Annotated in this window: 27 protein-coding genes and 1 pseudogene; 11 read left to right on the top strand and 17 right to left on the bottom strand. The window is 64.6% G+C overall.

Annotated elements, in window-relative coordinates; translation table 11 throughout:
- The first annotated feature begins 104 nt into the window (after positions 1-104).
- The 3 genes from GR303_RS04870 to GR303_RS04860 are packed head-to-tail and all read left to right on the top strand — an operon-like array spanning position 105 to position 1,381.
- Complete coding sequence (locus GR303_RS04870) at positions 105-320, top strand: heavy-metal-associated domain-containing protein (protein WP_343038374.1); 216 nt, start codon at positions 105-107, stop codon at positions 318-320.
- Positions 321-331: 11 nt separating this feature from the next.
- Complete coding sequence (locus tag GR303_RS04865) at positions 332-805, top strand: DUF411 domain-containing protein (protein WP_161721130.1); 474 nt, start codon at positions 332-334, stop codon at positions 803-805.
- A 24-nt stretch (positions 806-829) separates the two neighbouring features.
- Positions 830-1,381, top strand: coding sequence for a Spy/CpxP family protein refolding chaperone (locus GR303_RS04860; RefSeq protein ID WP_161721131.1), 552 nt, complete (start codon positions 830-832; stop codon positions 1,379-1,381).
- A 97-nt stretch (positions 1,382-1,478) separates the two neighbouring features.
- On the opposite strand, the gene GR303_RS04855 is transcribed toward GR303_RS04860, so the two are convergent.
- The 3 genes from GR303_RS04855 to GR303_RS24590 form a co-directional block, all read right to left on the bottom strand.
- Positions 1,479-2,096, bottom strand: coding sequence for a L,D-transpeptidase (locus GR303_RS04855; RefSeq protein ID WP_161721132.1), 618 nt, complete (start codon positions 2,094-2,096; stop codon positions 1,479-1,481).
- 249 nt (positions 2,097-2,345) lie between these two features.
- Positions 2,346-2,972 carry a diguanylate cyclase gene (locus tag GR303_RS24595; protein ID WP_161721133.1) on the bottom strand — a complete coding sequence of 209 codons (627 nt, stop codon included), beginning with the start codon at positions 2,970-2,972 and terminating at the stop codon, positions 2,346-2,348.
- 9 nt (positions 2,973-2,981) lie between these two features.
- Positions 2,982-3,287 (bottom strand): PAS-domain containing protein, encoded by a 306-nt coding sequence (locus GR303_RS24590; RefSeq protein WP_161721134.1) that lies wholly within the window; start codon positions 3,285-3,287, stop codon positions 2,982-2,984.
- A gap of 475 nt (positions 3,288-3,762) precedes the next feature.
- On the opposite strand from GR303_RS24590, the gene GR303_RS04840 reads away from it, so the two are divergent.
- Positions 3,763-5,373, top strand: coding sequence for an amidohydrolase (locus GR303_RS04840; protein ID WP_161721135.1), 1,611 nt, complete (start codon positions 3,763-3,765; stop codon positions 5,371-5,373).
- A 251-nt stretch (positions 5,374-5,624) separates the two neighbouring features.
- Here the strand turns inward: GR303_RS04840 and GR303_RS04835 are convergent, their stop codons facing one another.
- Positions 5,625-6,380, bottom strand: a complete 756-nt coding sequence (locus tag GR303_RS04835) for a DsbA family protein (RefSeq protein ID WP_161721136.1) — start codon at positions 6,378-6,380, stop codon at positions 5,625-5,627.
- A 199-nt stretch (positions 6,381-6,579) separates the two neighbouring features.
- Here GR303_RS04835 and GR303_RS24475 point away from each other — a divergent pair, with 199 nt between their 5' ends.
- From GR303_RS24475 to GR303_RS04820, 4 genes and pseudogenes are all read left to right on the top strand, one after another.
- Complete coding sequence (locus GR303_RS24475; protein WP_210253384.1) at positions 6,580-6,741, top strand: hypothetical protein; 162 nt, start codon at positions 6,580-6,582, stop codon at positions 6,739-6,741.
- Between the two features lie 15 nt (positions 6,742-6,756).
- Positions 6,757-7,314, top strand: a pseudogene (locus tag GR303_RS04830) (DUF1223 domain-containing protein); the annotation flags it as partial.
- Positions 7,315-7,457: 143 nt separating this feature from the next.
- Entirely contained in the window at positions 7,458-8,807 is a 1,350-nt protein-coding gene (locus GR303_RS04825; RefSeq protein ID WP_161721138.1) for an Nramp family divalent metal transporter, read from the top strand.
- Positions 8,723-9,256: a Fur family transcriptional regulator gene (locus tag GR303_RS04820; protein ID WP_343231977.1), complete on the top strand. Its 534-nt coding sequence runs from the start codon at positions 8,723-8,725 to the stop codon at positions 9,254-9,256. Before GR303_RS04825 ends, GR303_RS04820 begins: the two co-directional genes overlap by 85 nt.
- A 142-nt stretch (positions 9,257-9,398) precedes the next feature.
- Here GR303_RS04820 and GR303_RS04815 read toward each other — a convergent pair whose 3' ends face one another.
- The 7 genes from GR303_RS04815 to GR303_RS04785 all read right to left on the bottom strand — a co-directional run bounded on the left by GR303_RS04815 (position 9,399) and on the right by GR303_RS04785 (position 13,824).
- Positions 9,399-10,127, bottom strand: a complete 729-nt coding sequence (locus GR303_RS04815) for a cytochrome c biogenesis CcdA family protein (protein WP_161721139.1) — start codon at positions 10,125-10,127, stop codon at positions 9,399-9,401.
- 87 nt (positions 10,128-10,214) lie between these two features.
- Entirely contained in the window at positions 10,215-10,829 is a 615-nt protein-coding gene (locus GR303_RS04810; RefSeq protein WP_161721427.1) for a TlpA family protein disulfide reductase, read from the bottom strand.
- Between the two features lie 114 nt (positions 10,830-10,943).
- On the bottom strand, positions 10,944-11,606 hold the full coding sequence (locus GR303_RS04805) for a DsbA family protein (protein WP_161721140.1): 663 nt from the start codon (positions 11,604-11,606) through the stop codon (positions 10,944-10,946).
- Positions 11,599-12,075 (bottom strand): disulfide bond formation protein B, encoded by a 477-nt coding sequence (locus GR303_RS04800; protein WP_246205233.1) that lies wholly within the window; start codon positions 12,073-12,075, stop codon positions 11,599-11,601. The genes GR303_RS04805 and GR303_RS04800 overlap by 8 nt, the downstream gene beginning before the upstream one ends.
- A gap of 3 nt (positions 12,076-12,078) precedes the next feature.
- Entirely contained in the window at positions 12,079-12,711 is a 633-nt protein-coding gene (locus GR303_RS04795) for an SCO family protein (protein ID WP_161721141.1), read from the bottom strand.
- Positions 12,712-12,720: 9 nt separating this feature from the next.
- Positions 12,721-13,224 carry a copper chaperone PCu(A)C gene (locus tag GR303_RS04790; RefSeq protein WP_161721142.1) on the bottom strand — a complete coding sequence of 168 codons (504 nt, stop codon included), beginning with the start codon at positions 13,222-13,224 and terminating at the stop codon, positions 12,721-12,723.
- A gap of 216 nt (positions 13,225-13,440) precedes the next feature.
- Positions 13,441-13,824, bottom strand: a complete 384-nt coding sequence (locus tag GR303_RS04785; protein WP_161721143.1) for a hypothetical protein — start codon at positions 13,822-13,824, stop codon at positions 13,441-13,443.
- Positions 13,825-14,040: 216 nt separating this feature from the next.
- Here GR303_RS04785 and GR303_RS04780 point away from each other — a divergent pair, with 216 nt between their 5' ends.
- Both GR303_RS04780 and GR303_RS04775 read left to right on the top strand, forming a co-directional pair.
- On the top strand, positions 14,041-14,556 hold the full coding sequence (locus GR303_RS04780) for a hypothetical protein (RefSeq protein ID WP_161721144.1): 516 nt from the start codon (positions 14,041-14,043) through the stop codon (positions 14,554-14,556).
- Positions 14,557-14,730: 174 nt separating this feature from the next.
- Positions 14,731-15,342: a transglutaminase-like cysteine peptidase gene (locus GR303_RS04775; protein ID WP_246205234.1), complete on the top strand. Its 612-nt coding sequence runs from the start codon at positions 14,731-14,733 to the stop codon at positions 15,340-15,342.
- A gap of 120 nt (positions 15,343-15,462) precedes the next feature.
- Here GR303_RS04775 and GR303_RS04770 read toward each other — a convergent pair whose 3' ends face one another.
- The 6 genes from GR303_RS04770 to GR303_RS04745 all read right to left on the bottom strand — a co-directional run bounded on the left by GR303_RS04770 (position 15,463) and on the right by GR303_RS04745 (position 22,755).
- Entirely contained in the window at positions 15,463-15,855 is a 393-nt protein-coding gene (locus tag GR303_RS04770) for a cation transporter (RefSeq protein WP_161721146.1), read from the bottom strand.
- 511 nt (positions 15,856-16,366) lie between these two features.
- Positions 16,367-17,884, bottom strand: a complete 1,518-nt coding sequence (locus GR303_RS04765) for a sensor domain-containing diguanylate cyclase (protein ID WP_161721147.1) — start codon at positions 17,882-17,884, stop codon at positions 16,367-16,369.
- Between the two features lie 109 nt (positions 17,885-17,993).
- Positions 17,994-19,157, bottom strand: coding sequence for a murein L,D-transpeptidase family protein (locus GR303_RS04760; protein ID WP_343038378.1), 1,164 nt, complete (start codon positions 19,155-19,157; stop codon positions 17,994-17,996).
- A gap of 180 nt (positions 19,158-19,337) precedes the next feature.
- Entirely contained in the window at positions 19,338-19,985 is a 648-nt protein-coding gene (locus GR303_RS04755) for a methyltransferase family protein (RefSeq protein WP_161721148.1), read from the bottom strand.
- Entirely contained in the window at positions 19,985-20,470 is a 486-nt protein-coding gene (lspA, locus tag GR303_RS04750) for a signal peptidase II (RefSeq protein ID WP_161721149.1), read from the bottom strand. The genes GR303_RS04755 and lspA overlap by 1 nt, the downstream gene beginning before the upstream one ends.
- 2 nt (positions 20,471-20,472) lie before the next feature.
- Positions 20,473-22,755, bottom strand: coding sequence for a heavy metal translocating P-type ATPase (locus GR303_RS04745; protein WP_161721150.1), 2,283 nt, complete (start codon positions 22,753-22,755; stop codon positions 20,473-20,475).
- 72 nt (positions 22,756-22,827) lie between these two features.
- Between GR303_RS04745 and GR303_RS04740 the strand changes: the two genes are divergently transcribed.
- Positions 22,828-23,244: a MerR family transcriptional regulator gene (locus tag GR303_RS04740; RefSeq protein ID WP_161721151.1), complete on the top strand. Its 417-nt coding sequence runs from the start codon at positions 22,828-22,830 to the stop codon at positions 23,242-23,244.
- Positions 23,245-23,257 lie beyond the last annotated feature (13 nt).

Here is a 23,257-nt window from a genome sequence, read left to right as displayed (position 1 = left end):
ACCTTGCCATCATGGGAAGGTGCAGGGTGCCCGCATCGTCATCACGAAACGGAGTAAGCACCATGTGCGGATGCAGCCCCCACCAATCTCAGTCGGACCAGACCGTGGCCCGCCACCCGGACGCCCTCACCCTGCGGGTCGAGGACATGACCTGCGGCCACTGCGCCGGTACCATCAAGAAGGCCATCGAGACGGGCTTGCCCGGAACGAGCGTCGAAGCGGATCCGGCCTCCAAGCTTGTATCCGTCCGCGGCAGCACCGATCTGACTTCGATCAAGGCCCTCGTGTCCGAGGCCGGCTACACTCCGACCGCAGCCTGAAGGAGATCCCCATGCTCAGCCGCCGCCGCTTCCTGACTGTTCTCGGTGCCGCCGGTGCGGCCCTCACGACAGGGCCCTCCTTCGCACAGGCCGCCCTGCCGAAGGTCGTCGTCGCCAAGGACCCGAACTGCGGTTGCTGCGGTGGTTGGGTCGAGCACATGAAGGCCGCCGGCTTCCCGGTTGACGTCGTCACCACGCCAGAGGTGAACCGGGTCAAGGTCCGCCTGGGCGTCCCGGACGAACTCGCCTCCTGCCACACGGCGGAGGTTGGCGGCTATGTCATCGAGGGGCACGTGCCGGCGGACGCGGTCAAGCGCCTGCTGGCTGAGAAGCCCCAGGCGAAGGGCCTAGCCGTCCCTGGCATGCCGGTTGGATCGCCCGGCATGGAGGTCGCGGGTGTTGAGAATGACACCTACGACGTCGTGCTGTTTGGGCCATCAGGCCAGAAGGCCTTCGCCCGCTATGAGGGTGCACGCCTGCTCTGACAGCATCTTTCTAGGAGATCATCAATGTACCGCGCTTGGATCGTGATTGCCGCAACCCTCGCTGCCGCTGATGCCGCGCAAGCCCAGCATACCCCGGCCTCGCCGTATACCGGCCTGGAGGCGCGGCCGGTCAAGGCACTGTCCGATGAGCAGATCGCCGACCTCCGCGCGGGCCGCGGCATGGGACTGGCGTTGCCGGCAGAACTCAACGGCTATCCCGGTCCGATCCATGTCCTGGAACTCGGCGCGAAGCTTGCGCTGACCGGGGAGCAGCGCACCCGGGTTGAGGAGCTCCACATGGCGATGAGGGCGGAGACGGTGCCGCTCGGCGAGCGCCTGATCGCGCAGGAGACGGACCTCGACCGTCAATTTGCCACCAAGTCAGTTACTTCGGCGAGCCTGCAAGCCGCCACGGCCGACATCGGGGCGACGCAGGGCGCTCTTCGCGGAGCCCACCTGCGCTATCACCTCTCCACCCTCGACGTGCTCACGCCCGAGCAGGTCCGCCGCTACGGTGAACTGCGTGGCTACCAGGCCTCGGGAGGCCAGGGGCATGGCCGCAAGGGCCACCACTGACCGCTCTCGCCTCCATTGAGGTAGCGCTCGCCGAAATCGCGGGATGCCTGATGTTTTTGGCATACGCCTGTCTTGAGGGTGAGCGGCAGGGCACTGTTCATTGCCAATCGAAAATGGCCTGCGTGTTCAGCGGGCTTGCGTATCCATAAGCCGGTGCTGGGCGTAGGGCCTCTGGACGTTGTGGCCGACGGTCGGAGTAACCTGCTCCGACAGACGAAGGCTCAGCATTCCGGGCTTTGGGCCGCTCCTGCGTGACCGTCCGCGCCGAGGATTTCTTCGGCTCATCTCCTCGGATCACAATCTTCGTGTTCCCTAGGCCCTCGCTTCGAACCAGGGCAAACAGCTTTGCTGCGTTTGAGGGCGCGAGGCGGACGCACCCGTGCGAAGCGGGCCGCCCCAAGGTACGGGTGGCGTTGCTGCCGTGGATCGCATGGCCCCGGTGCGTGAAGAAGATCGAGTGCGGCATGGGCGAGTTGTCCCATTCCTTGGAGGCATGGTCTTTCACCAAGCGAGATGGCGTGAAGGTGCCAACCGGCGTCTCATATCCCGCCTTGCCGGTCGACACCGACCAAGCGTAGCGCGGCTTGCCACCAACGGAGACCGACATGTGCTGGGTGGTCTTGTCGACGGTGATCAGGACATCCGCTTTCGCCCAACCAGCTCCGAGTGTGAGAGTGCCAAGCAAGGAGGCGACAAGCAGACCGACAAGACGCATAGGGAAAAGTCCTCCAGGTAGGAATACAAGGCGACAATCCTACAGACGTCCAGTCAGGACCACGGTTCCGCAGGCTGGTCCGACCTCACGGAAGTGTGTGGACTTGCTGCAAGGCAGAGGACCGGGAGGGTGTAGGGGCTGGCTTGGCTATGGCTGGTCGAGGGACTTCGACCTGACCGATGGCGTCTGGGACAGAGGTCTACCTGGCAAGCACAGCTGCCATCCTGCTCGGGCTCTGGAGCGCTTGGGTCAGGAACTTCGACCAGCCGTCTTCGCTGGCGCGTGGGCACGATCCGTAGCGGTCCGTTCCATCCCAAGGCCAATCCTGGTGCAGTTTCGCCCCTCAGCCTTCGCAGCGTAAAGAGCACGATCCGCACGGGAAAGGATCGAGCTCCGGTCGTCGTGCGGCAGGGCCGCCGTCAGGCCCGCACTGAAGGCGATGGGCCGACGCGTTGTCTGGTCCGGCAATGTGGCAGGTGGAAACTCCGCTCTGATCCCGTTGAGCAGGCGGGCTGCGTCGTCGAGACGGACATCCATCTGCAGCAGCAGGAACTCCTCGCCTCCGATCCGGCCGAGATGGTCTCCGGGGCGCAGGCTCTCGCGGAAAACCTGCGCGAAATGCCGGAGGACGGCATCGCCGGCATCATGCCCGTAGGTGTCGTTGACGACCTTGAACTGGTCGATGTCGATGATCGACGCACACAGTCCGGCGCCGGACGCCTCGCCCGCCGCGAGGCCCTCGTCGAGCAGTTCGAGGATGTAGCGCCGGTTCGGCAGGCCGGTGAGGAGGTCCGTGCGTGAGGCAAGCAGGGCAGACTCGTGGGCCTGGCGCAGGGACTTCTCGTTGTGCTTCAGGGCAGAGATGTCCGTTCCCACCGTCAGGATCTATCCGTTCGGCAGCACTGAGTGCTCGATCCAGAACCAGCGGCCATCGACGAGATCGGTCTCGAAGGATTTCCGGCGTGAACTCCGCCGCCGAGGAAGGGTCCTGGCGATCAGGGCTTCGACGTCGCCGCCGTCGATCCTCACCCCGAGCCCGTGCGCGGCGCCGTAGCGGAGGATGTCAGCGAAGGTGTACGGCCCCTCGTAGCCGATCAGGAACATGCCTCGGTAGGTCTCGTTCGCGTAGCGGAGGTTGTCCTCGGCATCGTAGATGGAGACGGCCTGTCCGCTTTCGGTCAGCGCCTCCACGACGTTCCGAAGCGTCTCTTCGTCAGGATCTGAAGGGAAGGATGGCATATGAGGTGAGCGGCTCAGGAAGCGATTTCTGGTCTTCTACACGGGTTTCTCGATTTCGGTCACCCCACCTAGTAGCTGCGCTTGCTCCTGGAGTGCGGAAACGCTCAAGACAGTCGAGGCACTGGTGCCGGACCGATGCGAACTAGTCGCGCAGTTCGGACGCGGACGAGGACATTGATCTTTCGATGCCCCCAATCTCTGCTTGGCGCCTAAGCCATAGCTCGGTTTGAACCCCTTCAGCCCTTGTCGGCGCCTTTTCCGCGGCCATCTTGATTCTGTCAGCAGGCGAAAAGTTCCAACGAGGGCCATGTTCATAGCTGATGGCTGGAATGTATTTAGCACAGAAGCTGAATTCCGCGTGATCTGCTCCGATGTTGCTCGCGCCCGCTGATTTGCCCGCGCGGTTCGACACTCCCGGGAGGTTCTCATGAAACGTGGTTTACTACCCAGTCTGGTACTCACCGCCCTGCTCACGACCGTAGCCCCCGTTCTGGCCCAAACCCCCGAACAGAGCGCCGCGCTCGTGGAGCGCATAGCTGAACTGAAGAAGCGTGCCGTCGCAGGCGTCGAGGCCCGCGCCAAGCTCGCCCAGGAGATGAACGACTCGATCTTCAGCTTCGGCGAGCTCGCGTTCCAGGAATTCGAGACCTCCAAGTACATCACCGACATTCTTGAGAAGAACGGCTTCTCGGTTCAACGTAACGTCGCGGGCCTGCCGACAGGCTGGGTTGCCAAGTGGGGTTCAGGCGGCCCCGTGATCGCGCTCGGCAGCGACATCGACTGTATCCCGAAGGCGTCGCAGAAGCCGGGCGTCGCCTACCGCGAACCCATGATCGAAGGCGCGCCGGGACACGGTGAGGGACACAACTCGGGCCAGGCGGTGAACGTCGTGGCAGCGCTTGCCCTGAAAGAGATCATGGAGCGGGAGAACATCCCCGGGACCATCATGCTCTGGCCGGGCGTGGCCGAGGAGCTTCTCGGCGGCAAGGCCTACATGGTCCGTGACGGTGTGTTCAACGGGGTTGATGCCGTCCTGTTCACCCATGTCGGCAACAATCTGGAGACCACCTGGGGCCAGCCCCGCGGCACGGGCATGGTCTCGGTCCAGTACACATACAGCGGTGAATCCGCCCACTCCGCCATGGCGCCATGGCGCGGTCGTAGCGCGCTCGACGGCGTCGAGCTGATGAACATCGGCTGGAACATGCGCCGCGAGCACCTGCGGCCGGAGCAGCGCTCCCACTACGTGATCCCGGATGGGGGCGACCAGCCCAATGTCGTGCCGTCGGTCGCCAGCGTCTGGTACTTCATCCGCGAGCAGGACTTCGCGAACATCCGCAAGAACTTCGAGATCGCCAACACCATCTCGGAGGCGGCGGCGAAGATGACGGACACCACCGTCACACGGAAGATCATAGGCACTGCCGCCCCCCGCCACTTCAACAAGCCAATGGCGGAGGCTGCCTATGCCAACATCCAGCAGGTTGGGCTGCCGCAATGGACCGAGGACGAGCAGGCCTTCGCCAAGGCGGTGCAGCGCACGGTCAAGGACAAGGAGGAAGGTCTCGCCGTCGAACTGAAGAAGCTCGAACCGCCTCTGGAGAAGCCCGAGAGCGGCGGATCCGACGATATCGGCGACATCTCATGGACAGTCCCGACGATCACGTTGAACTACCCGTCTAACATTCCCAACCTGCCGGGTCACCATTGGGCGAATGCCATGTCGATGGCCACGCCCATTGCGCATAAGGGCATCGTTGCCGGGGCGAAGGTGATCGCGATGACGTCCATCGACCTGCTGTCGAAGCCGGAGCTGCTGGTGCAGGCCAAGGAGTACTTCGCCACCGAGCAGCAGAAGAACCAGAAGTACGTCCCGATGATCTCGGCCGAGGACAAGCCCCAGGTGCAGATCAACGCCGACATCATGGCGCAGTACCGGCCCGAGATGAAGAAGTACTACTACGATCCGACCAAGTACGCGACGTACCTCGATCAGCTGGGCATCAAGTTCCCGGTGCTGGAGAAGCCGAAGAACTGAAGACTGGAGATTTGCCCGCTGCCAACTGCAGGGGGCAGCGCTTCACGGCACGGCGACCTCATATTGCCGCCGTGCCCGCTTCGCTCAGCTCGTAAGGAGCTGCGAGGAAACGTTGAAGGGGTGACGGCCATGTTGGAAACTCTGGGCGCTAGGGAACGAACGCGCAGGAGATCACATAGGCCAAGCCGTTGTTCCTTCAATGCCGGCTTGGCCGCATCCTCGTTGGTCTATAGGCGCCTTGGTCCGCACCTTTACTTCCGCGTGTTCGCGATGACCTGCTTCAGTGGCTCGACCCCGACGGCGCCCGCAATAACCTCATTCCCGATGACAAAGCCAGGCGTGCCGTTAATCCCCAATCTTTCCCCGAGCCCCATGTTCTCCTGGAGCATGGCGTCGATCTCGTTGCTCTGCAGATCCTTTTCCACGCGGGCCATGTCGAGGCCCATCTCCTTGGCGACTGCCTTGGCGGATTCCCCGTTGGCCTGGCCGCGTCTCTCCATCAACCTGGTGTGAAAATCATAGAGCTTGTCGCCGGCAAGCTGCGACTTGGCCGCCAGCGCGACGCGGCTGGCCTCGACGGACCCTGGCCCAAGCACCGGAAAGTCCTTGATCACCACCCGCAGCTTGGGGTCGGACTTGATGAGCGCCTTCACGTCGGCCATGGCACGTTTGCAGTAGCCGCAGTTGTAATCGAGGAACTCGACCATGGTGACGTCGCCCTGCGGGTTGCCGAGCACGAAGTCGCGGGGCGAGTTCTCCAGCTTGCCGCGCTCGGCGGTCAGAACCTCTGCCCGGCCCGCCTGCTCGGCCACCTGCTGCCGCCGCTGGAGCTCGGTGAACGCCTCCTGCAGCACCTCGGGGTTCTTGAGGAGATACTCCCGGACGATCCCGCCGATGGCCTCGCGCTGCTCCGGCGTGAACGAAGCGGGCTGGGCCAGCACCGCCGACGGCAGGACGAGCGCGGCGAGGAGCGCGACACGGCGCACGGCGGGGGCGTTGAAGGGCATCACAGAGATCCTTGCGTTCAGACCGTCCTGTTCGCGGCTCCGCGTCGGACGGGTCAGCCACTTGCCGGTTGCAAGCTCCCCATGACTACCGATTCGGATTCCCGCTGTCGATCACGGCAGCCGGCCTGACGTCCCGGGCGGGCCGAGATCAAGGGAACGTGACTTCCACGCCGTCCGGACGGCGTGCTGAGTTAGAGGCATGCGATATCCTCTGAGAACCTGGACTGGCCTCCTGTCTGCTGTCTCCACCCTCGTTGTGGGCCAGGCTGCCGCCTCGCCGGAGCCGCGCGCGGTTCTCGAACTCTTCGTCAGCCAAAGCTGCTCGGCCTGCCGGCCCGCGGACGAGCTCATGATGGAGTAGCAACGGGATCCCAGTCTCGTCGTGCTGACCCTGCCCGTGAACTACTGGGATTATCTCGGCTGGAAGGATACGCTGGCGGACACGCTCTTCACCCTACGGCAGAAGGGATATGCGAAAGCCCGCAAGGCGGGTCAGATCTACACGCCCGAGATGATCGTCAACGGCGTGGTGTCCTGCATCGGGTCGGCGCGGGACCAGGCCATAAGATCCATCGATCAGGCAACGGCTGGGGGCTCCCTACCCGTCATCATCCAGGTGAAGGAGGAAAACGGTCTCGTCATCGTCGATGTCGGTGAAGGCGACGGCGAGGCTGAGGCTTGGTTGCTGCCGGTCCGCCGGCACAGCCAGGTTGCGATCCATCGCGGAGAGAACGCCGGGCGCACGGAAACGTATACGAATGTCGTGCGCGGACTATATCCCCTCGGGCGCTGGTCGGGCTCTCACATCCGCTTCGAGATGCCCCTCGAAGCCGTCGAGACACAGGGGGCCGACACGTACGTCGTCCTTCTTCAGAAGGCATGGGACGGGAAGCCGGGCAGGATCCTCGGTGCCGCCAAGGGGCCGGGCTTGTAGGGGCCATTCCAGGGCCAGGATGGGGGCATGGCGAGGTTTGCCGGCCTCTCCTAAAGAGCCTTTACGACCCGGACTTCACACGCGGCACGGACTGTGTCATGCTCTTGCAAATCACTTGCAACTGCAACACGCTGGAGTTGACCATGGACGCCCGAGCTCCCGATCTCGCCGAGGACCTGACGGGCTGGCGCCAGCCCCGGCGGGACGCCCCCCTGTCGGAGGTGTACCGCACCGTGGCGGTGCCCAGGATCGGGGGCAATTTGCGCAAGCTCGCCGCGTTCGTGGGTCCGGGCTACCTGGTCTCGGTGGGCTACATGGATCCGGGCAACTGGGCGACCTCCATCGCCGGCGGCTCGAAGTTCGGCTACACGCTCCTTGTCGTCGCCCTGGTTTCCAACATCATGGCCATCGTGCTGCAGTCGCTCTGCGCCCGCCTTGGCATCGCTTCTGGGCGTGACCTTGCCCAGGCCTGCCGCGACGCCTTCCCCAAGGCTGTCAGCGTGCCGCTCTGGCTCCTGGCGGAACTAGCCATCGTGGCAACCGATCTGGCGGAGGTGATCGGCACGGCCATCGGCCTCAATCTTCTGTTCGGGATCCCGTTGGAGATCGGTGTCGTCATCACCGCACTCGACGTGTTCCTGATCCTCTACTTGCAGCGACTCGGGTTCCGGTACCTGGAGGCCTTCGTGATCGCCCTGCTCGGCGTCATCGCCGTCTGCTTCGGCGTGCAGATCGCGCTGGCGGACCCAGATTGGGGCGGGGTGATCCGTGGTTTCGCGCCCACGACCCAGATCGTGACGAACCCGGAGATGCTCTACCTGGCGCTTGGCATCCTGGGCGCCACCGTGATGCCCCACAACCTCTACCTGCACTCGGCCATCGTGCAGACGCGGTCGTACGGGCGCTCACTGCCTGAGAAGCGCGAGGCCCTGAAGTTCGCCACCATCGACTCGACGGTCGCGCTGATGTTCGCGCTTTTCATCAATGCTTCGATCCTGATCCTCGCCGCTGCGGCGTTCCACACGACCGGACGCTCGGAGGTGGCGGAACTCGGGGAAGCGCATAGCCTTCTCTCGCCGCTCCTGGGCGCTGCCATCGCGCCGACGCTGTTCGGCATCGCGCTTCTCTGCTGCGGCCTCAATTCGACGGTCACCGCGACCCTTGCCGGTCAGGCGGTCATGGAGGGTTTCCTCAACATCCGCCTACCGGCTTGGCTGCGCCGGCTCGTCACCCGTCTGGTGGCGATTGTTCCGGCAGCCATCGTGACGATCTGGTACGGCGAGAGCGGCACTGCTCAACTGCTGATCCTCAGCCAGGTCATCCTGAGCCTGCAACTGTCCTTCGCGGTGATCCCGCTCATCATGTTCACGTCAAGCAAGGCGAAGATGGGCGCGCTCGTCGCTCCGGCGTGGCTCGTGGGCCTCGCGGGGATCATCGCCGCCGTGATCGTGACCTTGAACGTCAAGCTCCTGGTGGACTTTGTGATAGGCTGATCTCGGCCGCCTGGGAGTCAGTGCATATAACCAACAGGATTGAAGCTCAGATCCGGGCCAAGGGCCTTCGGCTCACGGGCCAGCGCAAGCTCATCGCGCAGGTTGTTGCCAGCGCCCACGACCATCCCGATGTGCCCGAACTGCACCGCCGCGTGGCCGAGGAGGATGATCGCATCTCCCTCGCGACCGTCTACCGGACCATGAAGCGTTTCGAAGAACTCGGCATTCTTGAGCGACATGAGTTTCGGGACGGGCGGGCGCGGTACGAGCCGGCCGCAAAGCGGCACCACGACCACCTGATTGACGTGGATACGGGCACAGTGATTGAGTTCCGTTCCGAGGAGATCGAGCGACTTCAGGCTGTGGTCGCGCGGGAACTCGGGTTTGACCTCGTTGGCCATCGCCTGGAACTCTATGGGCGAAGAAGAACCGCGCGAAAGGAATCCTGAACGCCACGAAGTGGCCGGCAAGACCCATCGTTGAGCGGGCAAAGGATAGCTGCTTCCGATTGAGGGTGATCGGGCAACAGTCCTGCGCGGACGCCTACACCATGAGCGGTGTCACTTTAGATGGCGCCGACTCGCTTCCGCCTCAGCCCAACGTCCCTAGGGCCGGGAACGTCTCCAGAAGCCAGAATGACATGTTGGTGATCCAGCCGGTGAGGAACGCGATCCCGGTCAGGACGAGGAGGACGCCCATGGTCTTCTCGATCAGCACGAAGCGGGAGCGCATGCTCTTCAGGAGCGCCACGAAGGGCTTCATGGCGAAGGCTGCGAGCAGGAAGGGAATGCCAAGGCCTGCCGAGTAGGCGGCGAGCAGCAAGGCCCCCTGCGCGACGCTCTGCTCCGAGCCCGCCACGGTCAGGATCGCAGCCAGCACCGGTCCAATGCAGGGTGTCCAGCCGAAGGCGAAGGCCAGACCCATCACATAGGCGCCCCACAGCCCGGTCGGCTTGGGCACACTGAACCGCGCCTCGCGGTAGAACAGCCCGATGCGAAAGACGCCGAGGAAATGCAGCCCCATCACGATGATCGAGACGCCAGCGAGGGTGCTCAGCACATCGAGGTACCGTCGGATCACTTGGCCAAGGGCCGAAGCGGTAGCCCCCAGCAGCACGAAGACGGTGGAGAAGCCCGCCACGAACAGCAGCGCCGCCAGGACGGCCCGCCGACGGACAGCGCGGTCGTCGCCCGCGCTCAGCCGGTCGAAGGTCGTGCCCGCCAGGAACGACAGGTAGGGCGGCACCAGCGGCAGGACGCAGGGACTCAGGAAACTGATGAGGCCGCCGAGCATGGCGGCCGGGAGGGAGACGCTGAGCATGGGTCCTTCACTCGATCCTAGCGCCGCGGCACAAGGACCGGGCGTCCAAAGTGTTCGTCCAAGGCACGTGGCGGGATCGAGCCAGCATCACAATGCGGGCTCCCGGGCTGGAGCGGTCTTCCCTTGTTCGACACGTGCCTTCAGGAATTTGACGGTTTCCGGGCTGTCCCACTCCGCGGCGCCCAACAGGCGGCCAATCTCCCGCCCGTCCCGGTCGATCACCAAGGTGCCCGGCAGGCCGACGAGGCCGAGGCTGCGCGACGCGCTGCCGCTCTCGTCGATGTACGGCGCCAGATGCCTGACACCGACCGTGGTGAGGAACTTTCGCACCGGATCGAGCCCCTTCCGGTCAATCGACAGGGCGACGACCTCGACATCCTTTCGGTCGAACTGGGCCTGGAGGCGATCAAGGGCGGGCATCTCCTCACGACAGGGGGAACACCAAGTCGCCCAGATGTTCAGAACGACGATCCTGCCGCGCAGATCGGCGAGGGAAACTTGCCGCCCGCCGTCGTCCTTGAAGGAAAGCTCCGGGATGGGGCGCGGCGTCTCATGCACGATCAGACGTGGCGGCGCCTCCGCGGCGCCGGCGGCGGAAAGACCAACGGCAAGGCCGAGGGCGACGGTGAGGATCCTGACCCAAGGGGTGCCCCCCGACTTCGTGAGCGGACGTCGGGAGGATCGTTTGACTCGGGCGGGCATGAGATCAGCGGGTGGCCAGGGTTTCAACGGAGCCTCCGAGAACTACAACAGTTCAGTCCGCCGGGGATCCGACCTTTGGCCGGATCCCATAGGGACCTAAGACCAATTGGGCGATCATGACCCCTTCCGCACCTGGTCGACCTCGCGTTGGACCAGGTCGCGGAGCTGCTGCGGGCCGAAATTGGTCAGCGGTTTGCCGTTGACGAAGAAGGTCGGCGTCTGCCGGACATTGTTGGCCTTCACGTCGGCGATGTCTGTCTCCAGCATACGACCCATAAGGGGTGTGGATGCCAACTTCTTGCCCTGCTGCACATCAAGGCCCGCGGCCGCGGCGAAGCGCCAAGCCTTGTCGAGGTCCGGCGCGCCATGTGCGGCCCATTCCGGCTGGTTCGCCAGCAGGGTTTCGAGAACCGGCTCAAACTTATTTTGTCCGCGAGCCGCCTCAAGGATGAAGACAGCGATGTCGGACCCTTCATGGAAGGGTGTGTACCGCAGGACCAGGCGCACGTCCTTCGGGAAGTCCGCAAGGATTTGCTTGACGATGGGGTAGAAGGCCCGGCAGGCCTCGCACATCGGATCGAAGAACTCCACGATGGTGATCGGGGCCTCTGGTGGGCCGATGACCGGCGAGTGCGGCCGGACCAGGGTGCCGTTGGCGGCGGTGGCCGCGGAGGCAGGCTCAGCGCCCTTGCCGGAGCGGTCATATAGGAAGGCGCCACCGGCAAAGGCGGCGACCACGATCAGGGCGGTCAGGATGACAAGGAGGCGCTTAGACATTGGATTTCTTTCGACTGGCAGGAATGAGAAGAACGGCGATGGCGGTGAAGGCCGCGAGCGACAGGTAGGGCAGCGGCAGGTCCAGAACGGTCATGTCGGCGCTGGAGCAGGACGGACCCTGTCCACAGGGCTTGATCGCCTCGGGGATGATCCCGGCGTAGAGCAGCGAGTGGAAGGCGGCGACGAGCCACCCAAGCCCTGCGATGGGCAAGGCGTAGCGCCAGACGTCGGGATCCTCGCGGAAGGTCGCCACAGCCAGGATGACGGCAAGCGGGAACATGAAGACCCGTTGGTGCCAGCATAGGCTACAGGGCGTCTGCCCCATGACCTCTCCGATGAACAGGGCCCCGAAGGTTGCCGCAAGCGCGATGATCCAGGCGGCGAACAGGTACGCCCACGCGTGACGGCCTGAGGTTGTGAGCAGCCCACCGGGCATGGTCACGTGACGAGTGCTGGCGGTTTGGCCCATGTCCTATCCCCGGATCGCTCGTTTGAGTTTCGCGAGCGCCGTTGCCTTGTCTTCGTGGTAGTCGATCAGGCTGACGAACCCGCCCTGTGCATCGGTCACGATCACCGACGCGGAGTGTTCCATCGTGTAGTTGCCGCCCTCCGTCGGCACCTTGCGGTAGGCGACGCGGAAGGCCTTCGCCGCCGCGGTCACTTCCTCCGGCGAGCCGGTGAGCGCGGCGATCCGGGGATCGAAGCTTTCCATGTAGGTCTTCAGCAACTCGGGGGTGTCCCGCTCCGGGTCGACCGTCACGAAGACGACGTTGAGGCGGTCGGCGTCGGGGCCGAGGTCCTTGAGATGCTGGCTCATCTCGAACAGCGTCGTCGGGCACACCTCCGGGCAGTGGGTGAAGCCGAAGAAATACACCGTCGGCTTGCCCTTGAAGGTGTCCTGGGTGACGCGCTCGCCACGGTGGTTCACCAGCGAGAACGGGCCACCGACATCTGGAACGCCGGTCGTCGTGATGACGGGTTGGGCGAACCGAGAGGCGGACGTCTCCCCGCGGTACCAGTGCCAGGCGAAGAAACCGATCTGGAGTAGCAGGACGGCGATGAGCGCAAATGCGACCCAGCGAATGATCTTGAGAGCGGATGACATCGCACCGCCTTAGTGGCCCTGGTGAACGTTGGCAGCCGCCGGGGCGGCCTGTGCCCCGATGCCGCCGACCCGGTATTCGATCTTGAGCACGCCCGCCTTCTCGAAGATGAGCATGCCCTTCACTGTGTCGCCTGGGTTCAATCCCTGCCGCAGGTTGACGAGCATGGCATGCAGCGCGCCCGGCTTCAGCTCCACGGTCTGACCCGGGCCGATCTCCAGGCCTCCGGTGACGGGCTCCATGCGGGCGACGCCATCGACAACCGTGGAGCGGTGCACCTCAAAGCGTTCCGCGACCACGGTCGAGCCGCCAACCAGACGGTCGGGCTCCGAACCTGTGTTCATGATCCGCATGTAGCCGCTGCCCACCTTGGCGCCGCCCGGCGTGGCACGGGACCAGGGCGCCTCCACCACGATGGCGCCGGCGCGGTAGGTTTCAGGGGCCTGGGCCATCGCAGCCGGCATGCCACCGATGGCCAGGGTCGATAGGAGAGCAACGAGAGATCGCTTCGTCATTTTGGTGTCTTTCGCCCCTCGACGGGGTGCATCATCACGTCTGTGCTTAGGTATCGGGGTCGTCCTGGTATTGCCCGGAGGAGCGCCGCCGAGAGGGCGTGCCCGGATGGACGGCTTTATTGGATTGTCCCAAGATCGACGGCGGCCATGTCCCAACAGGTCGGCCTCGGCGCGGCGATTGTCACGCGGCTTCCGGCGCTTGCGCCGGCGGGATCCTCAGGCTTGCGGGGGCCGAGCAGGTGGAGCCTGGGCCAGCGTCTTCGGCGTGGCATCGTTCCCGGGTGCCCGGGCCTGTGCAGGGCTGAACCAACGCAGCACCACAGTGGCGACCGAAACGCCCTGAACGATCTTCGCATGGCACAAAGCCGCAAGCGGGCAGGCCTTGGGGCCTTCCGACTTGGATGACCGGGCAGGCGCGCAGCACTGCGCCTCGGCCATCGCCATGTCATAGGTTGCGGAGGCCCGTGCCATTCCGGTGTCAGACGCCGTGATAGGCGTGACCAGCCCTCCGGCCACCGCGGGAACGGTGAACGGGGCGAGCACGAGCCCAAAGATCGCAAGGATCGAGAGCATACGTGTGATGGCAAGCCACGGCTTCATGCCGGGAGCCTCTCACATGCCCCCTGAAATGTGAAGCGCGGCACAATCAATAGCTTGTGTCCGCTGGAGAGGTAAAGCGACGCATTACAACCGGGAGGTTGGCAGCCCCGTCGGCCATGCTCCATTTTTTGCGGGGATAACGACATCGGAAAGGAATGGTGGGTCATGCGCCTGCCATGATGCTCAGGCGGCATATCGGCAACATTCGGAGGGGCCATGCGACCAGTCTTTGCCTTTTTCATAGCAACGCTCGCCCTTGCCTCCCAGGCGACGGCCGATCCATTTGATGCCCCGCCGCCAAATTATGCAGAAATGATCAATCCGGCGCTTGGACAGTTCGGCGCTGATCTTCGCGTCCGGCAAACCTCCTGTGTGGTCAGCAGTCGCTGTCGTTACGCCGCGCGTCAGGTCGGCATCGAAGTGGTTGGCCCGCCGGATCGTCCGGTCACCGAGCGGATCATGATCGCGGCCACGTTCCGCCAGGGAGACGATGCGGCGGCGACGAAGCTCGTCGACGATACGCTGACCGTGCTCGGTGCGACGATGGTCGTCTACGATCCAAGAATGGCGGCGGAGCGCCGTGGCGAGTTCCTGCTCGAACTTGGTGATGCCGCGCTCAGCGTGGGTGAGGCGCACCGGGACAGCGCTGACGTCCACTACGCCCTCTCATTCGACGACGTGAGCGGGCGCTTGGAGATCATTGCTGCGACATTACGCGCAGGACATGGTTAACGCAATTTCCGGAACGAAACAGGGTGCGACCTGTTAACTCTCGTTTAACTTTTGCCTTGAGCGGCTCCCGCCCATTGTGTCAGGTTTGATGAACAAAACCTTAACGGCACAGCGGTGGGGGCAATGCGGCAACCTCTCTTCGGGTCTCTGAACACTCGACCTTCTCTCCGGAACATGCTTCGTCTCGCAGGCCTCGCGATGGCGCTTACCGTGATCGGGACCGGGGTACAGGCGCAGACTGGGAGCATCCTGCCAGGCGCCACACAGCCCGTAGCGCAAGTGGGCGTTGCCAAGCCGATCATGGGCTGGATCCGTTTCTGCGAACAGAACCCGGCGGAATGCGCTGTCGACCCGTCCGAGCCAACGACGATCAATCTCACGTCAAAGGACTGGCAGATGCTCGTCAGGATCAATCAGCAGGTCAACACCGACATCAAGGCCAAGACCGACAAGGACCACTGGGGCGTCGACGACGTCTGGGACTTCGCCGAGGACGGCTATGGCGATTGTGAGGACTACCAGCTTGTCAAGCGCAAGCGCCTGGTCGAGGCCGGCTTCCCGCGCCGGGCGCTGCGGATGACGGTTGTCATCGACGAGGAGGGCGCTGGTCATGCCGTGATGATGGTGCGCACCACCCGCGGTGACTTCATCCTCGACAACAAGCGTAACGCCATTCTGCCGTGGCACAAGACGGGCTACGTTTACATCAAGCGCGAGGGCGATGCGGGCTCGATCTGGGCCTCGCTCGGCGGCCGCACGTCGCCTACCATGACTGCCAACCAATAGGCTGGAGCCAAACGGCCGACCTCATTGGTCCTGGAGCAGTGCGCGGCTGTGCCGGACTTGCGATGAGAGCTCGAACTCCGGTGCGGTGTGGTCGATGCCGAACAGGTCTCTAAGGTGCTCCTAGAGGTCGGCCACGGCGGCGAGATCCCGCTCGAACACCGCCACGTGCTTTTCCAAGGCGGTTCGCCCCTCGTCTGGCTGCCAGACGTGCAAGGGATGCACGTCCTCGACCGAGGGGAACGCCTTCAGCTCAGCCAACAACTTATCGTAGTCGAAGGTGCGGCGGCGGTCCGGCTCGGGCCTGGAAATCCGCCAGGCGATGTAGGACACAAGCACGGAGGCCGCGCCGGAGAAGTTGTGCGTCGCGTCCGCGAGGAGCGCGAGCGAACCGGGAATTACGCCCCGACGCCCTCGACGACCGTGATGCCGAGGTTGAGTGCAAGTGCGATCAGCAGACGGCGCCTGCGTTGGGAGATCGATCCTCTGAGCCGGCGCTGCCGTGAGAGTGGGCATGCCCGTGTGCGTGTGTCGGGGGGAGCGCGCCCTCAGTTTCAGCTCCGTAAGTCTATCTTTGCTGCGATCCGAAAAATTCAGGCTTGAACCTCTAGCGGCTTGAGGTGCTAGGTCGGCAGCCACAATCTGGCGGAGGGCAGCAGGAATGGATGAATGGCGGAACCGGCGAGGCCGCAGGAACCTTGCGCTCGCCCTGGCTCTCGTGGTCCTGACCATCATCCTCTACGCAGTCTCATTCGTGAAAACCCGTGAGCGCGAGGATCTCCGCCACCGGGAGGATCCGCAAGCCCATGCAGGTCCTCCCTCCAAACCTGCGCCCTAGTTAATCCGGGTCGCCCGTTGAGCAAATATTAGCCGCTTGGCATCATGCGGCTGGGTGGGCACCGAGGATCTTGTCCGGTGGCTCCCTGTCCCCACGCGGCGATTGAGGTGCCCCGTCCGACGCGGGGCCAAGCGTGTTGCTGGACAACCTCGACCGTAACGTCCCGGACATTGAGCCGGCACCATCCCATCAGCCTTGAAGCCGCGCCTCCGACAGATCGGCCTTCGCTGTTGCGATCCGGTTGCGTCCGCTTTGTTTGGCTCTGTAGAGCGCGGCGTCGGCCAGCGAGATGAGATCCCTTGGGCTGATGCGGGAGCGGTCCACGCTCGCGCTACGGCTCGCGGAGCCGATGCTGACTGTCAGGATGCCTATTGGGGTGTTCCCCTCGTGCGGCAGGTGTAGCGCCTCGATCCGTGCGCGGATATCCTCCGCCACGGCGGCTGCGCCAGCAGCGCTCAGGTCCGGCAACAGAACAATGAACTCCTCGCCACCATAGCGAGCGACCAAGTCAGACGGCCTGCGAGCCGAGCCTGCAATGACCTTTGCAACCGTCTGCAGGCATTCGTCGCCGGCCTGATGTCCGTAGATATCGTTGTACGACTTGAACCGATCCACATCGACCAGCAGGAGCGCAACGGATTTTCCATCACGCGCCGCGCGGAGCCACTCCGTTTCGAGCTGCCGGTCGAATGTCCGTCGGTTGGCAAGGCCCGTCAGGCCATCGGTCGTCGCAAGGATCGCGAGTTCCGCCTCCGCCTCCTCCCGTCGCCGTAATTGTCCGATAAGGCTCCAGCCGAGGATGGCGATGGTGCCGACAAGCAATCCAGTGAGGATAAGGCGAACAATGAGTGTGTGATTCCAGTTTGATAGTGCCTCGTCCCGGCCAATCGACGCGAGGACCCCGATGGGGAAGATGTGGTTGCGTTGGAAGCCGCCGATGCGTTTCACTCCATCGACGGGGGACTTGTACTCGTAGACGCCGGAGGCCTTCCCATCCCGGAACCAGGGCTCGTAAGCTCCATTGGTCCCGATGGCCCGCTCGACGTAGGGATAGCGGGACAGAAGCGTGCCATCCGTGTGGAAGAGCGAGATTGAACCTTGCGTGCCGACGTCGATGCGGCCGAAGAAGTTTGCGAAATAACGGGGCGGAATGCTGGCTTGGACGACCCCGCCGAAGCTTCCGTCAAGTTTGTTGAACCGACGTGACAGTGTGAGGACCCAGTCGCTTCCGAGCGGATCGCGGATCAAGGGCCCCAAGAACCAACCACTGCCTGTGACAGCGTTGTGGTGCTGAAAGAAGGGCTCATCGCTCACGTTCACCCGGCCGCGGTGCCCCGGCAGGGAACTGGTCAGGAGCAGCCCGTCCGCTCCATAGACCGTCAGGGATTTGATGCGTTGCAGGGACTGCACCCGCTCGACGAGGAAGCTCCCCAGTCTATCGATGGCATCAGGCACAGCGCCGCTGGTTTGGACACGGTCAACCACATCCACCAGAAGGGCGTCTGCGACTTCAAAGGAGTCTTGCGCATGCTGTGCCAGTGACTTGGCGAGGTTCAGCGTGTCGGTGCTGACGCTGGCAATTTCCTGCTCCCGCTCACTCCAATCGCGCCAGCCCTCGCCACCCAGCATAATGAGGCAAACCACGAGAACGAAGGCCTTGAGCCCTCGTGCCGAAGATTTCGGCGCGATGCGGGTGATTCCAGACATGGTGCCCCAAGCAATAGCAGTCGTAGATTGCCCAGGGCTAGCGGAGACCGTCCGAGGTGCGCTGACGTTCGGAATTTGCTCAAATCTTCATCACCGCCCGGAGTGGCTGCTAACCGCCGAAAAGTCCCCGGAAGCGATCAAGCACCGAGCGTCCTTCGCCCCCCGATGCCTGGACGGTCGGCTCAGGTGCCGCACCCGCGACCGGAGCCGACGGCGGGATGCCTTGGACAGCGCGCGCCTGGCCCACGGGCCTCTGCGAGGCATAAGCGAGCGTGGACGATGTCTGCTGCCTCGGCTTGCCATTGGCGGCGAGGATGATCTCCCGCGGCCCAGCTGCCAAGGCTTCGGGTCGGCTCACGTCCCCAAGGCGGTTGCGGGCGCTGGCGTCGACGGCAAGCGAGCCGCCGTCTCCAGAGGCATCACCTGCAAGCGCCTGACGGAAGGTCTGATGCTGCCCACCATCGTCGTAGACCAGTTTGATCGGCTGCACGCCCTTGGCCACGAGCCCAGCGACCTCCTGCTCGTCCTGGCGCTGCTTCTGCGCGACCGCTGCCATGACGGAGGCGTCGCCGCCGAACGCGTACTGCTGGTTGGCCACGGACACCTGCGGCTCCTGCTTCGCCACCTCGAAGTAGTCTGAACCTTCCTTGAGGTTTTTCCAGAAGGCGATGTTCGGGTCGTAGCGATGCTTGGCCAGGTTCTCCGCGGTCATCCGGAACGGATAGGATTGGAACTGGAAGCCGCGCTGGCCGCTGGCGAACGACTCGCGGGCGAGCGCGTACACCTCTGAGATGGCCTCGTCCGTCATGGCGAAACACCCCATGGACGAGCACGAGCCGTGCACCATCAGGTGCGACCCCGTCCGGCCATGGGCGCGGTCATAGGCGTTCGGGTAGCCGAGGTTGAACGAGAGATAGAGCTGCGAATTCGGGTTCATGGCCGCGGGCGTGACCGTATAGAAGCCCTCTGGCGCCTGGCGGTCGCCCTCGCGGATCTTCGGCCCGAGTTGGCCCGACCAGCGGCACATCGGATAGGTCTTGAGGAGCGCGTACTTGCCATCGCGGCCACGCTTCCAGACCTCTATCTCGGACTCCTTCTTGAAGGAGCGCATGAGGATCGGGTCGTCCTTGGACATGCCCTTGGTGGACATCAACGCCATGGTGGCCGGCGGGATCGGCGCCAGGTGGCGCGTGGAACTGACAGAACCGCCCTCGCCCTGGCAGGCGGCGAGCGCGAGCACCAGGCCCGCAGCCATTGCGATACGCTTCATCATGGGGATCCCCGCATTCCTTGACGACCTGCCCGGACGTTGCTGCCGGGCAGTTCCCCGATACTCTTAAATCGTTAGCTTTAACCCTGTCTTACCGCCGGAACGCCGCCCTGCCGCAAGCCTGAACCGTCCGACGTATAGAATGCCAACAAGTCCGGCAGGATTGAGGCCGGCCCTACTCAGTCACCCCTGATCCACAGGTGAGCCACGAGCGGTATCCGCCCTGGCCGAAGGCCTAAGGGCGATCCATCGTGGCACGGCAGCGCGGTATCGGTCATAGGTAACACCATGCATGCGCTGCAGGTGCTCCTCCTCCATCCGGATCTGGAGCGAGAAGGCGACCCAGGCGGCGGCCAGCACGATGCCGGTGATGGCGGTCGGAGCCATGAGGAAGGCACCGACCGCCACGGCCATCATCCCGAGGAACGTTGGATTTCGTGACCATGCGAACAGGCCCGCGGTCACGAGCCCGGTCCTCTCATGATCGAGGCCGATCCGCCATGACATCCCCATCTGCACCTGCGCGGCGAGGATGACGGCACTGCCGGCAGCCATCACCACGAGACCAAGCCATGCGAAGGCGGGCTGGGCCAACACCGGGATCAGGCCAACGGCCATATCGGCTGTCGGCAGGACCACCCGCACGATCAGGAAGACGAACAGGATCGCGCCACCGATGCGATAGACCCGCCCGACGAAGTCATGGGCGGTGTCGCCCGTACCGAACCTGTCGGCCGAATGGCCGAGGCGCTGCGACACGCGGCGGGTGAGCAGCGCAAACGCCACGCCAAGGCCGATGAGCAACACGACAGGGAGAATGGTGGACGGCATCAGGATGCCTCCCTCCGCCGGACCCCGATGCCGAGGCTGTCCACCACGAGCCAGACCGCACCGAGCGTGATGGCGATGTCGGCGCCATTGAAGGTCGGCCAGTGGTAGCCGGCGGCATGGAGATCGATGAAATCGGTCACCATGCCGTCCCGAACCCGGTCGATCAGGTTGCCGAGCGCGCCGCCCAGGATCAGGGCTAAGGCCGTGGCCTCCTGCCAAGTCTGAGCCATGACGCTCCAAACCGCCATGCCGAGGGAGATGAGGGCAGTGATCCCGATCAACAGGAGCACACCGGAGGCCTCGTCGGCCGGCAGGAACCCGAAGCTGATGCCCCGGTTGAAGCCCAGCCTGAGGTTCGCGAACGGCAGGAGCTCATGGACCTCCCCGGGCATGAGGGATGCCCGCGCGAGCCCTTTGGAGACCTGATCGATCATCACGACGGGCACCGTCACCTCAAGAAGGCGGCGGATCCTTTTTGCGACCATCCTCAAGTCCGTCCTCCGGCCGCGAGCAGGCGCATGGCGTTGGCGGTGACCAGCACCGTGGCGCCGGTGTCGGCAAGGATCGCCGGCCACAAGCCTGTGATGCCGAGGATGGTGGTCACCAGGAACACCGCCTTGAGGCTGAGCGCGATGGTGATGTTCTGGCGGATGTTCGCCATCGTATCCCGCGACAGGCGCACCATGCGGGCGACGTCCGTCACGCGCCCATGCAGGACCGCGGCGTCGGCGGTCTCCAGCGCGACGTCGGTGCCGCCACCCATGGCGATGCCGACGTCGGCGGCGGCCAATCCCGGGGCGTCGTTGATGCCGTCGCCGATCTTGGCGACGACTTGGCCCTTGGCCTGGAGTTCGCGGACGATGGTCTGCTTGTCCTGCGGCAACAGTTCGGCCCGGGGCTCGATGCCGAGACTGGTGGCAATGGCTTGCGCCGTGCGACTGTTGTCGCCTGTGACCATCACGGCCTCCACGCCGGCCTTCTTCAGGGCCTCAAGGCCGGCCTTGGCGTCGGGGCGCGGCTCGTCGCGCATGGCAATCAGCCCCGCGACCTGATCTCCCGCCAGGAGAACCGAGACGGTTTTGCCTTCCTCCTGCAAAGCCCCGATCCGGGCCTCAGCCTCGGGCGGGAGCGCGACCTTCTCGCCGGCGGCCTTGGGCGAGCCGAGGAACAGCGACACCCCGCCGACGCTGCCGGTCACGCCCTTGCCGCCGACGGCCGCGCCGTCCGCAGCCGGAGGGACCGGAGCCTTGGCCTCCGCGGCCTTGGCCAGGATCGCCGTGGCGAGCGGATGGCTCGATCCAGTTTCCAGAGCGGCCGCCAGGGACAGCACCTCCCGCTCGGAACGAGCCATCGGGATCACGTCCGTGACCTTGGGCTTGCCCTCGGTCAGGGTGCCGGTCTTGTCGAAGGCTGCCATGGTGATCTTGCCGAGGCTCTCCAGCACGGCCCCGCCCTTCATCAGCAGGCCGCGGCGGGCGCCGGCCGACAGGCCGGCGGCGATGGCGGCCGGGGTCGAGATCACCAGCGCGCATGGGCAGCCGATCAGCAGGATCGCTAGGCCCTTGTAGACCCACTCACCCCATGGAGCGCCGAAGAGGAGCGGCGGCACGATGGCGACGAGGGCGCCGACGACGAGGACGGCCGGCGTGTAGTAGCGCGAGAAGCGGTCGATGAAGCGTTCGGTCGGAGCCTTGGCCTCCTGCGCCTCCTCAACCAGGCGCACGATGCGCGCGATGGTGTTGTCCTGCGCGGCCGCGGTGACGCGCACGCGGAGCGCACCGTCGCCGTTGATCGTGCCGGCGAAGACGGTGTCGTCGACACTCTTGCGCTTGGGCACGCTCTCGCCGGTGACGGGCGCCTCGTCGACGGCGCTCTCGCCCGAGACGATCTCGCCGTCGGCCGGAACGCGGTCGCCCGGACGCACCAGGATGACGGATCCAACGGTGAGACTCTCGGCCGGGACCTCCTCGGTTGAGCCGTTCCGCTCTAGTAGGGCCGTCTTGGGCACCAGCTTGGTCAGGCCCTGGATGCTGGCGCGCGCACGCCCTGCTGCGACGCCCTCCAGAAGCTCGCCAACGAGGAACAGGAAAACCACCATGGCCGCCTCCTCGGTGGCGCCGATGATCACGGCGCCCACGGCGGCAATGGTCATGAGCATCTCAATGGAGAACGGGGTGCCGAAGCGGGCTGCCACGAAGGCGCGTCGGGCAATCGGCACCAGGCCGATGGCCATGGCGGCAAGGAACGCCCAGCGCTCGGTCACCGGCGCGACCTGTCCCACGACATAGGCCGCCACCAGCGCGACGCCGCAGGCGATGGTCAGCAGACCACGCTGGCTGCGCCACCAAGGCCCTTCAGAGGCGCCATGGTCATGCATGTGCCCGTGCAGGCCGGCCGTGGTCTCGGCATCATGATCGTGCGCATCATCATGACCATCATGATCATGCTGGTGTTCCTGGTGATCGGACTTCGACGGAGCCGCCGTACCATCGGCCGGTCCCTGTCCCGTGACCTTGTACCCAAGCGTCTTGATCCTTTGAGCCAAGGCGGCAGGAACGACCGTGTCGTCGTGGGCTACCGTTACGGTTCCCGCAGGGACTGACACACTCACGTCCGCCACACCGGGGGTGCGCCGGAGGGCCGTGTCGATCTTGGCCGCGCACGAGGCGCAGTCCATGCCGGAAACCCGGTAGCGGGTGCGCTGCCCCTGCGTTGGCACGGCCTTAGGCTTCTCCTCGCGGGAGCCGGGCAGATTGCATGCCTCACACATCACAAACCTCTTCACTTTGATTCGGCCGGAGGCTACATCCTCTAGCGGCTATAGGTTCAAGAGGTTTTTTCGATGTCCCTGACGATTGGCGAGTTGTCGCGACAGGCCCAGGTAAAGATCCCCACCATTCGCTACTACGAGCAGATCGGCCTGCTGGCGGAGCCGGTCCGGACCGAGGGTCAGCAGCGTCGGTATTGGCCTGAGGATGTGCGCCGGCTCAACTTCATCCGCCACGCCCGCGAGCTAGGCTTCGAGGTCGAGGCCATCCGCCAGCTGTTGGGCCTTGCCAGCCATCCTGACCGCTCCTGCGGCGAGGCGCATGAGATCACCAAGGCCCATCTCACCGAGGTCAACGACAAGATCGCCCGTCTGACCGCCTTGCGGGACGAACTCCAGAACATGGTTGCCTGTGACAACGGTAAGGTGGCCAAGTGCCGGATCATCGAGGTGCTCGCCGACCACGACAAGTGCCTGCACGAGACGCACTGAGAACTGCTGACGG

This window comes from Microvirga arsenatis, assembly GCF_009910705.1.
GTDB lineage: Bacteria > Pseudomonadota > Alphaproteobacteria > Rhizobiales > Beijerinckiaceae > Microvirga > Microvirga arsenatis.
The sequence above is the reverse complement of the archived record's forward strand: the minus strand, read 5'-3'. Positions and strand labels throughout refer to the sequence as shown.